15 protein-coding genes are annotated in these 14,208 nt (G+C 44.3%); 6 read left to right on the top strand and 9 right to left on the bottom strand.

Annotation, left to right across the window (positions count from 1 at the left end; all coding sequences use genetic code 11):
* The first annotated feature begins 431 nt into the window (after positions 1-431).
* A complete protein-coding gene (locus tag F6J90_RS13600; RefSeq protein WP_293094037.1) occupies positions 432-1,019 on the top strand; it encodes an RNA ligase family protein in 588 nt (195 codons plus the stop codon).
* A 573-nt stretch (positions 1,020-1,592) separates the two neighbouring features.
* Positions 1,593-2,582 (top strand): hypothetical protein, encoded by a 990-nt coding sequence (locus F6J90_RS13605; protein WP_293094039.1) that lies wholly within the window; start codon positions 1,593-1,595, stop codon positions 2,580-2,582.
* A gap of 981 nt (positions 2,583-3,563) precedes the next feature.
* Here the strand turns inward: F6J90_RS13605 and F6J90_RS13610 are convergent.
* From F6J90_RS13610 to F6J90_RS13620, 3 genes are all read right to left on the bottom strand, one after another.
* Complete coding sequence (locus tag F6J90_RS13610; RefSeq protein ID WP_293094042.1) at positions 3,564-4,868, bottom strand: glutamate-5-semialdehyde dehydrogenase; 1,305 nt, start codon at positions 4,866-4,868, stop codon at positions 3,564-3,566.
* Between the two features lie 190 nt (positions 4,869-5,058).
* Entirely contained in the window at positions 5,059-6,255 is a 1,197-nt protein-coding gene (locus F6J90_RS13615) for an RNA-guided endonuclease TnpB family protein (protein ID WP_293094044.1), read from the bottom strand.
* A gap of 1,096 nt (positions 6,256-7,351) precedes the next feature.
* Positions 7,352-7,474: a hypothetical protein gene (locus F6J90_RS13620; protein ID WP_293094047.1), complete on the bottom strand. Its 123-nt coding sequence runs from the start codon at positions 7,472-7,474 to the stop codon at positions 7,352-7,354.
* 189 nt (positions 7,475-7,663) lie between these two features.
* On the opposite strand from F6J90_RS13620, the gene F6J90_RS13625 reads away from it, so the two are divergent.
* Entirely contained in the window at positions 7,664-8,254 is a 591-nt protein-coding gene (locus tag F6J90_RS13625; protein ID WP_293094049.1) for a GMC family oxidoreductase N-terminal domain-containing protein, read from the top strand.
* Here F6J90_RS13625 and F6J90_RS13630 read toward each other — a convergent pair.
* Positions 8,251-9,453, bottom strand: a complete 1,203-nt coding sequence (locus tag F6J90_RS13630) for a transposase (protein ID WP_293094052.1) — start codon at positions 9,451-9,453, stop codon at positions 8,251-8,253. The genes F6J90_RS13625 and F6J90_RS13630 overlap by 4 nt on opposite strands.
* Positions 9,454-9,603: 150 nt before the next feature.
* Between F6J90_RS13630 and F6J90_RS13635 the strand changes: the two genes are divergently transcribed.
* Positions 9,604-9,954, top strand: a complete 351-nt coding sequence (locus F6J90_RS13635; RefSeq protein ID WP_293094054.1) for a GMC oxidoreductase — start codon at positions 9,604-9,606, stop codon at positions 9,952-9,954.
* On the opposite strand, the gene F6J90_RS13640 is transcribed toward F6J90_RS13635, so the two are convergent.
* Positions 9,951-10,337: a nuclear transport factor 2 family protein gene (locus F6J90_RS13640; protein WP_293094056.1), complete on the bottom strand. Its 387-nt coding sequence runs from the start codon at positions 10,335-10,337 to the stop codon at positions 9,951-9,953. The genes F6J90_RS13635 and F6J90_RS13640 overlap by 4 nt on opposite strands.
* 229 nt (positions 10,338-10,566) lie before the next feature.
* Complete coding sequence (locus tag F6J90_RS13645; protein ID WP_293094058.1) at positions 10,567-11,355, bottom strand: hypothetical protein; 789 nt, start codon at positions 11,353-11,355, stop codon at positions 10,567-10,569.
* 274 nt (positions 11,356-11,629) lie between these two features.
* Between F6J90_RS13645 and F6J90_RS13650 the strand changes: the two genes are divergently transcribed.
* A complete protein-coding gene (locus F6J90_RS13650) occupies positions 11,630-12,580 on the top strand; it encodes an aldo/keto reductase (protein ID WP_293094061.1) in 951 nt (316 codons plus the stop codon).
* 45 nt (positions 12,581-12,625) lie between these two features.
* On the opposite strand, the gene F6J90_RS13655 is transcribed toward F6J90_RS13650, so the two are convergent.
* Positions 12,626-13,177 (bottom strand): outer membrane beta-barrel protein, encoded by a 552-nt coding sequence (locus F6J90_RS13655; RefSeq protein ID WP_293094063.1) that lies wholly within the window; start codon positions 13,175-13,177, stop codon positions 12,626-12,628.
* A 111-nt stretch (positions 13,178-13,288) separates the two neighbouring features.
* Positions 13,289-13,480: a hypothetical protein gene (locus tag F6J90_RS13660; protein ID WP_293094065.1), complete on the bottom strand. Its 192-nt coding sequence runs from the start codon at positions 13,478-13,480 to the stop codon at positions 13,289-13,291.
* On the opposite strand from F6J90_RS13660, the gene F6J90_RS13665 reads away from it, so the two are divergent.
* The gene (locus F6J90_RS13665) at positions 13,479-13,643 is read left to right on the top strand and encodes a hypothetical protein (RefSeq protein ID WP_293094068.1); all 165 of its coding nucleotides are present in this window, start codon (positions 13,479-13,481) and stop codon (positions 13,641-13,643) included. The two genes, F6J90_RS13660 and F6J90_RS13665, sit on opposite strands and share 2 nt — an antisense overlap.
* Before the next feature lie 111 nt (positions 13,644-13,754).
* Here F6J90_RS13665 and F6J90_RS13670 read toward each other — a convergent pair whose 3' ends face one another.
* Positions 13,755-14,198, bottom strand: a complete 444-nt coding sequence (locus F6J90_RS13670) for an Hsp20/alpha crystallin family protein (protein WP_293094070.1) — start codon at positions 14,196-14,198, stop codon at positions 13,755-13,757.
* Positions 14,199-14,208: the final 10 nt, after the last annotated feature.

Consider the following 14,208-nt stretch of genomic DNA (forward strand, 5'->3'; position numbering starts at 1 on the left):
AAGGATTAAGAAATAGTAGATGCACCCTGACTAAACCCTCAGCTAGCCGCTGGGGATTTTTTTTGTTTAATCTTGTCTAAACCAATCTATCAGTTCTATTTGGCTTAGGCATTTCTAATTTCTTCCGGATCGAGATCGAGCAATCAAGGATTAAGAAATAGTAGATGCACCCTGACTCATTCCTCAGCTATCCGCTGGGGTTTTTTTTTGTTTAATCTTATCTGAACCAATCTATTACTTTTGATAAATGCACTCCTGATCAATGCGTAAGCGTTTCTAAATTGTTCCGGATTAAGATCGACCGATAAAGGATTAAGAAATAGTAGATGCACCTTGACTCATCCCTCAGCCAGGGTAGGCGCAAGAAAAAGGGATAACCCATCCTGTTATCGAGTCCATAGTAAGGTGTCTAGTCTAAGGTGAAGAGAGATGTGGCAGTTGCCCTTTTGAAATTCGGTGTCAGAGTTATGAAAAAAATTCCAACAATTTTTGAACGGGGAGATAATTTTAAGGTTATTAACAAAGTGCGCTCAGGTTGCGAGTGGGTGATCGCTGGGGAAGGAATCGCTACGGAAAAACTTGATGGAACTAATGTACGCTTAACTGTGGTTTCTGGCAAATGTATACATTTAGAAAAACGGCGTAATCCAACCAAGAAACAAAAACAGCTTGGCATACAAGATGGTTGGTATGTAGATTCTAACTCGGACGATCCAGCTGATCAATGGATCTTTGAAGCGATGAGAAACACAGATCTATCTGACGTACCGGATGGGAAACATTGTGCCGAAGCTTTGGGACCCAAAATTCAGGGAAACCCATTAAAGCTAAAGGAACATATTTGCGTACTGTTTAACTTACAAGCTCCTGTGTTTGAGAATATTGGTAGAACCTTCAACGAGCTAAGAGATGCATTAACAGATCTAGAAAGTTTGTATTCCCCTGGATGCAGGGCAGAAGGAATTGTCTTTCGCCACGAGGATGGACGCCAAGCAAAAATCAAATGCAAAGACTTCTGATTGACCATTGATTATCATTGCCTTTGACATCCCGCTGGATATTTTTTTTGTTCAATTTTGTCTCAACTAATCTATTAGTTCTATTGGGCGTAAGCGTTTCTAAATTGTTCCGGATCTAGATAGAACCATCAAGGATTAAGAAATAGTAGATGCACCCTGACTTATCCCTCAGCTACCCGCTGGGGATTTTTTTTGTTCAATTTTGTCTCAACCAATCTATCACTCCTGATCAATGCGATTCGGCGTTCGCGCAGCGTGGCCTACGGCCACAGCCGACGCTACGCGATCGCGTTTTCAAACAAGAGTTTTCAAACCATTTCGGAGAGGGGGTTTCCAGCCTAATGGCTAATATTGTACGTATCTCGACCCCAATATCTGGAAACTAAAAAATGAGGAATCAAAGTAGTACATAAATACTATCAAAAAGAATTATTATCAAACCAAAATGGCTGGCACTGGGAGGTGCGGAATGTGGGTTGATCAGTTTCCTTAAATGATTTACTATTTCCCAGGGAGATTCAGTGGTATTGATTTTTGCTGAATCGTTCTACCTCTAGGTCATTAGGAGTGCTGATGAGAAAGTTTACTGCTTTGTTTGCTTTAATTTGTCTGTGTTTGTGGATGTTGTTTCAAGCTCCTGCCTTAGCTGAAAGCTGCTCCATGCTTGACTACAAGGTCACGGCAGAGGTGATCTACGGTAAAGGGGAGGTTATCGAAGACGGTGAATTGAAGCTTAAGGACTTGTGGATGGATGTCTACGAGCCCCTTGAAGACACGGAAAAACCAGGACCCGCTATCATTTTTACCCACGGCGGCTCGTTCCATCGTGGCAGTCCACGCTACACCTACGACGAAGGTGGCGCGCAAGACACCTCCCCGGGGGATTATTGCCGAAAGTTTGCAACGCGGGGCTACGTTTGCTTCGCAATCAGTTATCGGCTGGCACCTGACAACCCAGTACCGTCGAGGGAAGGTTACCCGCCAGAGGATATCGACATGACGAACCTCGAACTTATTCTCGATCAAGTGAATAAGGTCCGTGAAGTTATGGGGCTTGAGCCTCTGGATCCTAGCGATCCCGAAGACATGGAACTTCTCGGCGACGCGGTGCTGTCGGCTGCTGAAGACCTGCGTATGGCCCTCAACTATATCCGCTCGGCTGATTACAATATCGATCCAGAGCGCATTGTCCTCGGTGGATTTTCTGCCGGAGCCGTAACAAGTTTGAACGTTGCCCATGGCATGCACGAACCGGTGGCAGCTACTTTCCAGCTGTCTAGTGGTATCATCGGCTTCGACATCGTCAAAACGGTAACAGAATCATCGGATAGCCCGCCGATCCTCCTGATCGAAGGACAGAACGACCTGGAAGCCGCTTTCGTTTCAATGCCCATTCTGATTGAGCTTTACAAGAAAGTTGGTGTTCGATATACCTTTGCCTGGGTCCCCGCCTTCGGCCACTTCTACACTTCAGGCGCAACCAGCCTCTCTGGAGACGGTTCAAAGATGTCGGTTGACCAACGGATTATGCAGTTTCTTGAGGAGACCTGGGGGGATTTGTAAATAACGTCAATCCCCCACTTGCCCCATGGTTCGTAGAAAAGAGCTGTTTTGCCATATTGTTCCGGATCGAGATAGAACCATGAAGGAATAAGAAATAGTAGATGCACCCTGACTCATCCCTCAGCTACCCGCTGGGGATTTTTTTTTGTTCAATTCTGTCTCAACTAATCTATCAGTTCTATTTGGCTTACCCATTTCTAAATTGTTCCGGATCGAGAAAGAGCAATCAAGGATTAAGAAATAGTAGATGCACCCTGACTAATCCCTCAGCTACCCGCTGGGGATTTTTTTTTGTTCAATTCTGTCTCAACTAATCTATCAGTTCTATTTGCTGTACCCATTTCTAATTTCTTCCGGATCGAGACAGAGCAATCAAGGATTAAGAAATAGTAGATGCACCCTGACTCATCCCTCAGCTATCGGCTGGGGATTTTTTTTGTTCAATTTTGTCTCAACCAATCTGTCAGTTGTATTTGGCGTAAGCATTTCTAAATTGTTCCGGATAGAGACAGAGCAATCAAGGATTAAGAAATAGTAGATGCACCCTGACTAAACCCTCAGCTACCCGCTGGGGATTTTTTTTGTTTAATTTTGTCTCAACTAATCTATCAGTTCTATTTGGCGTAAGCATTTCTAAATTGTTCCGGATAGAGACAGAGCAATGAAGGAATAAGAAATAGTAGATGCACCCTGAATTATCCCTCAGTTACCCGCTGGGGATTTTTTTTTGTTCAATCTTATTTCAACTAATCTATTAGTTCTATGTGGGATAGCCCTAAAGGCTGTCTGATTGGTGTAAGCATTTCTAATTTTTTCCGGATCTAGATAGACCAATCAAGGATTAAGAAATAGTAGATGCAACGTGACTAATCCCTCAGCTACCCGCTGAGGTTTTTTTAATAGACCTCTTGCAAAAGTCCAAAAATATCGCTCTTGAGCACTTACTAGGAGCGCCTGGGAGTATAAATTTCAGGAAGAATATTAGATATCCCGATGGCTAAAAGACTTAGCATTCTCACCAACATAAGTAGCCGCAATGTGACCATTACCTGTAACCTTGTATTTGTAAGTCACCAATCCTTCTAAGCCCACTGGACCACGGGGGGGCATTTGTTGAGTGCTAATTCCTACTTCTGCTCCAAAACCATAGCGGAAACCATCGGCAAAGCGAGTAGAACAGTTGTGGAAAACATTAGCTGCATCAACTTGATTTCCGAAGCTATCTGCTACCTCCTGGTCTTCAGTAACAATTGCATCCGTATGTCTGGAACCATAAGTATTGATATGGTTAATCGCTTCTTCTACAGAATCTACTACTTTGATAGAAAGAATTAAATCACTGTATTCTGTAGACCAATCCTCATCCGTTGCTACAGAGATGGGGATAATCTCACGGCTAGCTTCATCCCCTCGCAATTCTACATTACGCTTTTTCAAAGCTTCTGCTGCTAGGGGCAGGAAACGAGGAGCAATGTCTGAATGCACCAGCAGGGTTTCAATGGCATTACAAACAGCTGGATATTGCGTTTTAGCATCAACGGTGATAGTTACCGCTTTCTCCAAGTCAGCTGCTGCATCAATATAGAGGTGGCAAATCCCATCAGCATGACCGAGTACTGGGATACGAGTATTCTCCTGCACAAACCGAACAAAAGCGTTCGACCCTCTGGGAATAATCAAATCCACATAGTGGTCTAGTTGTAACAGCTCTTTGATTTCTTCTCTAGTGGTTAACAACTGTACCGTTGCTGGGTCAACTGCTGTCGTAGATAATCCTTTATGAATTGCTTTGACTAGGGTTTCACAGGAGCGAATTGCTTCTTTACCGCCTTTGAGGATAACACCATTACCGGATTTAATCGCAAGAGAGGTAATTTGAATTAAGGCATCGGGACGAGCTTCAAAGATAACCCCTAAAACTCCTAAGGAACAAGTGACTCGTTTGAGGATTAGTCCTTGATCCAGTTCTCGATGAATTTGGACGTTGCCCACAGGATCACCAAGGTTGCCCACATCTCGCACCCCCTGAATAGCCCCCTTGAGCTTTGTTTCGTTCAACTTCAGGCGATTATAAAGGGGTTTGGCAATGTTATCTGCCTCAGCCGCTTGGCAGTCTGCAGCATTCGCCGCTAGGATTTCCGGTGCTGCAGCTTCCAAGGCTTGGGCTATTGCCTCAATAGCTTCATTTTTAGCCTTTGTTGAGAGAACGGCTAACTTTTGTGCAGCTTGACGGGTTTTTTGAGCGATCGCACTTAGGGGTATGGATGCAAGTGGTGTAGCTGTCATGGTTTTGATGTGGTCGGCAATACCAATACGTGATCAGAAGTGTAGCAAATTGACGCTCCCATAGGGTGCAGGCCCTGGTATTCTTGGCTATTCTTGCTTGCCCGAAACCCCCATCATCGGCTAAACCATCAGTGTATACTTGACATCCTCCCTAGTTAAATCAAAGATTATAACGAGGGATTCCTAAGACTCACGACTTAGGTTTCTGTTTCCTTCTCCCTTTTGGGGAGTTTTTCGCACCAGCCTTCCGAGATTTACTCTCTTCAGGTCTTACGGTCGCTCCGCAGACTGACACGGCAAGCCCTGCCGCCAAAATGTTAATTGATGCATTGATATCGCGATCATGGTGAGTGTTGCAGGATGGACAATCCCATTGCCGAATATTTAAAGGTAAAGAATCAACACGATTTAGGCACACAGAACACAGTTTGCTACTAGGAAACCACTTATCAATGGAAATAGCTTCACGATTATACCATTGAGACTTGTACTTAATCTGACGGATTATTTCTGCCCAATTAGCATCACTGATTACTTGAGCTAGTTTGTGATTTTTTACCATGTTTTTCACAGCTAAATCTTCAAACGCAATCAATTGGTTTTCTCTGACCAGTTGAGTAGTTAGCTTGTGAGTAAAATCTCTTCTAGCGTCTTTGATTTGTGCATGCACCCTGGCAACCTTTAACCTGGCTTTGTCACGATTATTAGAACCTTTTTGTTTTCGTGACAAAGCTTTTTGGTATTTAGCCAGTCTTTTTTTGAGCCTTTTAAAATGCTTGGGATTGGTAATTTTATCTCCGTCGCTGGTTGTAATTAGACTGGAAATCCCTAGATCAAAACCAATTTGTTTGTCTGTGGGAGGTAAGCTCAAGTCTCTAGGGTCATTGAACCTGATTGAGATATGCCAACGATTGGACGGATCTAGACTAACTGTAACAGTACTTGGATCGCAGTTTTCAGGTAATTGACGACTCCAACGAATAGGCAAAGGTTCTTGGCATTTAGCAAGATAGATTTGACCCTCTCTCAATTTAAATGCTGATTTGGTAAATTCTGCACTACCACCGTTTCGTTTTTTCTTGAAATTGGGATAGTTAGCTCGACCTGCAAAGAAGTTTGTGAAAGCCGTTTGAAGGTGCCTTAATCCCTGTTGAACTGGAACAGAACTTACCTCATTTAGAAAAAATAAGTCATCTTGTTTTTTCCACTCTGTCAAGATCGAAGAGGTTTGTTTGTAACTGATTCGTTCTTGATGTTCATACCATGCTTTTGTTCTAGCGTCTAAGGCTTTGTTATAAACCAGCCTTACACATCCTAGAGTTCTCCTCAACAGAGTCTGCTGTTCAGGGGTGGGGTAAAAACGGTAACGGTAAACTTTTTCAGTCATGTTTACATTCTAAACTGTTCCCCGTAAGATGTCAATAGACGCAATTCATCTCCCGTTATACCCGTAGGGTTAGCGCAGGGCTGTTTCTTGCGTCGGACTAAAATTCCTGGGTGAGGGCTTGAAACCCCCTTAAGGTCACGCAAATCGCCGTTTTTTTCTACTATTGGGTTTAATTTTAGAAAAACAGGCGCGAAACTTGTGCCACTCTGGAGGTTCAGGAAACCAAAAAATTGAGCAATGTTACAGCCCTGGTAGGGTTAGCGGGAGATGAATTACTCCTAAGGATAAGGTTAACGTTGGGAAAACCCGTACGCATACAGCCGCTGTGGATAGTAGTAAATAGCTTACGCAATTCAGCCATCGATACCCCTTAGTTGGTCGAGCTGTGATCTAACAGCAACAGACTCAGGGGTTATTTTTTTGGAACTCAAAAGCGTTTCTCGGCTACATACTAGTTGCCTCACCTCTTACCAACTCGTCTGATCGTGAAGTTAACTATAAGGTTAACCTTCCGAAAACGCGATCGCATACAGCCGCTGTGGATAGTAGTAAATAGCTTACGCAATTCAGCCATCGATACCCCTTAGTTGGTCGAGCTGTGATCTAACAGCAACAGACTCAGGGGTTATTTTTTTGGAACAGCTCAAAGGCTTGTCCCAGCTAAATACTAGTTGTCTGATGTCTGAGCAACTGGTCTTACCCTGAAGTTATACCATTAGTTAACGTTGGGAAAACCCGTACGCATACAGCCGCTGTGGATAGTAGTAAATAGCTTACGCAATTCAGCCATCGATACCCCTTAGTTGGTCGAGCTGTGATCTAACAGCAAGACACTCAGAGGGTATTTTTTTTGAACAGCTCAAAGGCTTTTCCCAGCTAAATACTAGTTGTCTGATGTCTGAGCAACTGGTCTTACCCTGAAGTTATACCATTAGTTAACGTTGGGAAAACCCGTACGCATACAGCCGCTGTGGATAGTAGTAAATAGCTTACGCAATTCAGTCATCGATACCCCTTAATCCCTCTGTCTGTGATCTAAGAGCAAGACAGGGGTATTTTTTTGTGTAACAGCTCAAAAGCGTTTCCCGGCTACATACTAGTTGTCTGAGGTCTGACCAACTCGTCTTACCATGAAGTTATACCATTGGTTAACGTTAAAAAAACGCGATCGCATACAGCGGCTGTGGATAGTAGTAAATAGCTTACGCAATTCAGCCATAGACACCCCTTAGTTGGTCGAGCTGTGATCTAACAGCAAGACACTCAGGGGTTATTTTTTTGGGAACAGCTCAGAGTAATAGCTACTATAGCTACATAGCAAAAAGCAAAAATTGACTTTCGCCATAGACTCAATGTTAATCTTAACTACTCAAATCAGCCAATAGTTCCATTTGCTCCGAAATCTAAAATGCTCTATAACTATATAATTGTTGGTGCTGGTTCAGCAGGTTGTGTCCTTGCTAACCGCCTCACGGAAAACCGCAACACTAGAGTATTGCTACTGGAAGCTGGCAAGCCAGACCGCTCGCGGTCAATTCACATTCCCATCGCCTTTCCCGCCCTATCAAGAACTGAATACGATTGGAGTTACTATACACAACCCCAAAGCAATCTGAACAACCGCAAATTGTTCTGGCCCCGTGGCAAGGTTCTAGGTGGCTGTAGCTCTATCAACGCCATGTTATATATTCGAGGTCACCGCTGGAACTATGACCACTGGCACCAATTAGGGAATAAGGGGTGGAGTTTTTCTGAGGTGCTGCCCTATTTTAAGAAAGCGGAAAACCAGGAAAGGGGAGCGTCTGAATACCATGGCACTGATGGTCCGCTCAATGTCGCCAATTTGCGCTACACCAACCCCCTATCTCAGGCGTTTGTCGAAGCAGCCACAGAAATAGGCTTGGAAAACACCAAGGACTTCAACTGTCCAGAACCAGAAGGGATAGGATTTTATCAGGTAACTCAGAAAAACGGTAAACTTGACACTCCCCACGATTAGAAATCGGGGGATTCTTGGTTCAACGAGTTGACTTGCTCAACCAGGCCGGAACCAGGAAGAGTAGAGGCCAATTCTCCCCAAGCGTTGATTAAAGTTCCGGTGTGCCCCACCGTACTCAAGGCTCTCGTTAGGATGTTTTTAGCAGCGTTGTGATCGCGATCTAATTGACACCCACACTGGCAGACATGGGTTCGAGTTGACAATGACTTTTTGACTACTTCACCGCAATTGGAACAACTTTGGCTCGTATAAGCCGGATTAACTGCGACAGTTATCCGACCAAACTTTTGACCAAAATATTCCAGCCAGCTTCTAAACTGATACCAACCTGCATCGTTAATAGACTTGGCGAGACAGTGGTTTTTAGCTAAATTTTTAATCCTTAAATCTTCGTAGGCGACCAGGTCGTTAGACCGGATTACGCAACGTGCTAGTCTCTTAGCATGTTCTTTACGTTGTCTACTTATTCTAAGGTGAGTCCTGCCTAGTCTATTAATTGCTTTCTTTCGATTAGCAGAGCCTTTCTTTTTTCGGGAAACCCGACGTTGATAAAATTTTAGACGTTTTTCGCTTTTTCTGTAGAATCTAGGGTTGGGTTCGGCGTATCCATCAGAGTCTGTGTAAAACTCTTTTAGCCCAACATCCAAGCCAACAGTAAACCCGGTTGCTTCTAATTGTTCGTAATTATCTACTTTAACGCAAAATTGAATATAATAACCATCGGCTCTTTGGACAATCCGAACTCTCTTTATCAATTTCTGGTCGAATCTCCATAAGTCCCATGTGCCCTTGAGTCTGACCTTGCCAATACCTTTTTTGTCGGTAAACTTGATGGATTTTTTATCGGGCGATAATTTCCATCCGGACTGCTTATACTCGACCGACCTAGAATGCTTCTTGAAACGGGGGTAACCCTTTTTGCCGGGCACCTTATTTTTGCAATTATCAAAAAAACGTTTAATTGCCCGTTCTACGTTTTCCACCGAGGCTTGGCAAGCATGACTATTAAGGTCTTTGACAAACCTAAATTCGTCCCTTAGCTGAGTGCTATAGCGATAGAGTTCTTTCTTGCCAACGCCTCGGTTGTCCATCCAGTAGCGAAGTACCTTGTTTCGGACAAATCGTGCTGTCCGAATTGCTTCATTTATGGCTATTTTTTGAGACTCCTTAAGTATGGCCTTGAACTCCATTGCTAGCACTATAAAATCACCTCCTTAGGCTGCTTGCTTTGCTTACTATTATAGTCGATAACGAGCGAGCAAAAGTTCCAGGATAGTTACGGAATAAATTCCTCGGCAAAGCCGACGCTACGCGAACGCGGGCTAACCCCATAAATATAATTTAGGGGCTTGCGCCCTTGGATTATCGGTCAAGTACTTCAGGCGTCAGCATTTCAGACGTTTCGGGGGGAGGAACTTTTCCCTGGAACTCAAGTCGAGCAACTCGATGAAATTGCTGCCTACATCCGCGATACCGCAGATACATTGTATCACCCAGTTGGGACTTGCAAGATGGGGAATGACCCAATGGCAGTGGTTAACTCGCGCCTGCAGGTACATAGTATACAGGGGTTAAGAGTTGTAGATGCTTCAATCATGCCCACTATCGTTGGTGGTAACACGAATGCCCCAACTATAATGATTGCCGAAAAAGCAGCTGATTTGCTGATGGCAGAGGAGCCAACACCAGTTAGGAATTAGCCCTTCAGTTTAGCCATCATTTCTGCTTCATTCCAGTAGGACAAAACCTGTTGAATCTTACCGTCATCATTGATTTCAAAAACACTGATGCCTTCAGCAGTAGCCTCACGACCATTCTTAGCAGACACCTGCATCCTCCACTTTACCGCTGCCCCATTGCCAGCAATAAAAATTTGCTCTTGTGAGATTTCAAAGCTGTTAAAGAAGCTAGACAGTAGTGCAAAAAACTTCTCAGAGTCCTCAGAGACGTTGATTGGTGGCTTTCCCACTGGGTCATAAATCACTGCATCTTCAGCAAAAATCTCTACCCAGCCTCCTGGATTCATGGCGGCCATGTTAGTAAAATAGACATTGATGACTGATGCGATCGCTTCTGTTGACATAGTTTCTATATGACTTCACCTTTCTATTATCGGTTAAATTCTGCCCTTAACGAATAATCCCAGCCAAAAGGCAAAAGGCAGCTGTTTGAGCCGGTGGGTGGAATGGGCATCTTGGTGGAACAGGCTTCCAGCCTGTGGCAATTTTTGGGCGGGCTGTGCCAACCCTGGCGCTAGAGCGGAAAATGAGGATGAGCCCGCCCCTAACGCACCCTACGTCACTAATCGTTAATCAAGGCAATAACCATGCCAGAATACGTTTAGCAATTTTCTTAGGACCAGGCTTGGCCGAGAGCAAACCTGACAATAGCTGACGCAACATCCAAGGCGCAATCCTGATTAAACATGAACGTAGCAGCCATTGTAATATCACTAGAAGTAGACCGCAGCTGACTATGCCCACTATAATTATCAACCATTTCCAGGGTTGAGCAAGTATTAGCTGTAATACACCAGGAATTACCAGCACTGCCAAAATCACCAGGATTATCATCAGCGCTGATAGTCCCCAAGCCAGCTTAGGGAAGTTGGGTGATGGTTTCAGGCGTAGCTGAGCCAAGATTTGAGTGATCAGCCAGTAGTGAGCGTCAGCAATTTGACAACAAAAGTCGGGATTCTCCAGACAGTCTCTCTTGATCTGGTGAATGATTTCTCCATCAAGGGCAATCACACTCCGCATCAGTGCCTGTGACCGATCAACTGGTAGATAGTAGGTAGAAAAGGTTAATCCAGACTGGAGGCGATTTTCCCAATCGAGCAAGGCTAAATGGCGTAAATCACTAAGCAACTCTCCGGAAATATCAAGGCCGTGACCAGTCTGTTGTGCTTGTTTAATTTTTGTAAGAATGTCTTGATTTAAATCAAAGCGAATGCTATGAAACAGCACGCGGGAGCGTGTAATTTGTTCTTGCTCAATGTTGATGTATGAGTCTATATTCAGACCTTGCTGCTGGTCAAGGGTTTGAGAGTGCTGTTGGGAATGACGCCACACAGGACTAACCATATTACACAACCAAAGCACAATAAAGGTTTTCAGGCTCCCAAATCAAGCCTTTTTCGGCAGAAGTTTCTTCCTAGCTCAGTTTTATTAATAGCTGAATCCGTCAGGGCGTCAGTGCTTGGTCTACTTTATGATTAACACTTGAGCTTAGATTATAAATCCTAAATCGTCAACTTTCAACTTTCAACTTTCAACTTTCAACTTTTAACTTTCAACTTTCAACCAAGCTGATAGGAGACTGAGCCACGATAAACTGAAATAATATTAAGAAATGTTAAGAGCAGGAGTGTTTATCATGCAGACGATCAGGTTAGGTCAGAATGGTCCGATGGTCACAGCTTTGGGAATTGGGACGTGGTCATGGGGAGACAAGCTGTTTTGGAACTATGGCAGTGACTACGGCACTACTCAGGTAAAAGAAGCGTTTGAGGCAACCTTGGATGCTGGGATTAACTTTTTTGACACCGCTGAGGTGTACGGACTAGGAGAATCCGAATCCCTGATCGGACGGTTTATGAAGCAGCTGGGACGGAAAGCCCAGATTGCCACTAAGTATTTTCCCTTACCCTGGCGATTTAGCGCTCAGTCAGTTTCTGATGCCTTGAGTGACAGTTTGAAACGTCTGCAAGTCGAGCAAGTGGAACTGTACCAAGTACATATGCCTTTTAGTTTCTTGATCAGCCAACAGACGTTGATGAATGCTCTAGCTGATGAAGTGAAGCGTGGTCGCATTGGAGCAGTTGGTGTGAGTAACTATTCCGCTAAGCAAATGGCAGAAGCTCACAGTTACTTGGCAGCCCGTGGCATACCCCTAGCGGTGAATCAGGTGCAATATTCTCTGTTGCATCGGAAAATTGAGAGCAACGGTATTCTTGATAAAGCGCGTCAGTTAGGTGTGACTATTCTGGCTTACAGTCCCTTAGCTCAAGGGTTACTCACTGGCAAGTATACGGTAGAGAGCTATATCAAACCCACTGGAGCTAGGGCTATTGACCCCCGCTTTAGCAAAAGTGGTTTAGAAAAAATTGCCCCTGTGCTAAAGCTACTGAGTCAGTTAGGGGAAAAATATGAGCGAAAACCAGCTCAAGTTGCCCTTAACTGGCTGATTGCTCAAGATGGAGTAATCCCGATTCCCGGTGCTAAGACCGCACAGCAGGTGCAAGACAATGCAGGGGCTTTGGGTTGGGCTTTGAGTCAGGAGGATGTTAGTCAGTTAGAACAAGTGACTCGTCTTTGGTTAAAATAAAGGCCCAAGGGAAGTGCCCCTAACATTAGGATTGAGCAATAGATTTTAGAAACGATAGCCTGCACCAAATTGCAATTTAACCGGAGACGTATCGTTGTTTTCATCACTAAGGCTTAATCTGCCGCTGCCGTAGATTATGGTGTAGTCATTGACTGCTGCTTCTACACCAGCAGTCAATACGGCTGAATTTTGATTACCTAAAGGAGTGGTGATCTCCTCGTTGTTCACAAAGGTATAGCCTCCACCAACGTAAATGTTAGTATTGCTGGCAACAGGTACATCGTAGGTAATTGTTGGTTCGACAGCACGACCTTTGCCAGAGAGAAACGCTGCACCACGCACTGAAATCGGTAAATTGGGCAGATCAATACGACCTTGATACATGCTACCAATCCTTTCATCGCTTGAGTTTGAGCCAATTCCCAGCAAGTTCTCAAAGGGATTGAGGATATCATTACTTATTGTGCTGCCATCGTTACTAATTCCCACGTAGCTACCCTTTAATCCATCAGGTTGAGCAGAGGCAGGGCTAGCAGATAGAACCATCGCAATCATCAAGATTAGGTAAGTTGCGGCAGATTTGAGTATGGGTTTCATAGGTTTCATGGTTATAATTAGAAAACCCCCCGCTTTGATTGCAGGGGGATGGCTATCAAGGTGCATCTACTATTTTTCTATTTCTCAGCCGAGTTGAGTTATCCGGATAAGTTACAGAAAAATATCCGATTGACTCCAGTGATGGCGTTGCTGAATGATAGGATGATTTTGTCGCCACCCCATTGAGAACTGGTATAGGAAAGGGAACAGGGAACAGGGAACAGGGAACAGGGAGCAGGCAACAAAAATTCCCACAATGTCTTGATGCAGTCGCTCATGGGGGAAACCACGGCAGTCGCTCATGGGGAGGGGCTGTGTGCGGAACCTGCGTCCGCACCGCTGTTTGCCCCGTGGGAACCCCCAAGACCGCGCTGCCTCCCCAAGACCGCGCTGCATCGCTTCATTTAGGATTTCTATATATGTAAACAAAAAGCGATCGCTTGCTGAGGTCGCGATCGCTTTTTGAGGTAACGATTTAGTCTAAACGCCAGTAGCTAACTAATTGTCCCAAGTCTAGTTAGCCAGCCACTGAGCTAACCAGCTACTGAGCTAACCAGCTACTGAGCTAACCAGAGAGTTAGTTCAAGTTAACCTTGACAACTTTGTTTTTTTCCTCTTCCGCTTTAGGCAAGGTCAGATTTAAAATACCGTCTTTGTACTCAGCCTCAACTTTGGTATTTTGAACCCGAACCGGTAAAGGAATTACCCGCTGGAATTTACCATAACGGAATTCAGACCGCTTGACGCCTTTTTCGTCAGTATTGGTTTCCTCTTTTCGTTCTCCACTGATAGCAACAACAGTATCTGTGACTTCTACATTCAAGTCTTTGGCTTCCATTCCTGGAACTTCTAATTTCAGATTGATAGCATCTTCAGTTTGGGTTAGTTCAGCAGCAGGAACATTTTTAAAATGACCAAACTCCCGCAAAGTATTCGGCACAAAACTATGGTCAAATAGCTGGTCAATTTCCCGTTGTAGGGTGTTGATGTCTTTCCAGGGGTTCCAACGAACTAGAGTCATAGCTCTTCCT

Origin of the sequence: Moorena sp. SIOASIH, from assembly GCF_010671925.1 — a bacterium.
Taxonomy (GTDB): domain Bacteria; phylum Cyanobacteriota; class Cyanobacteriia; order Cyanobacteriales; family Coleofasciculaceae; genus Moorena.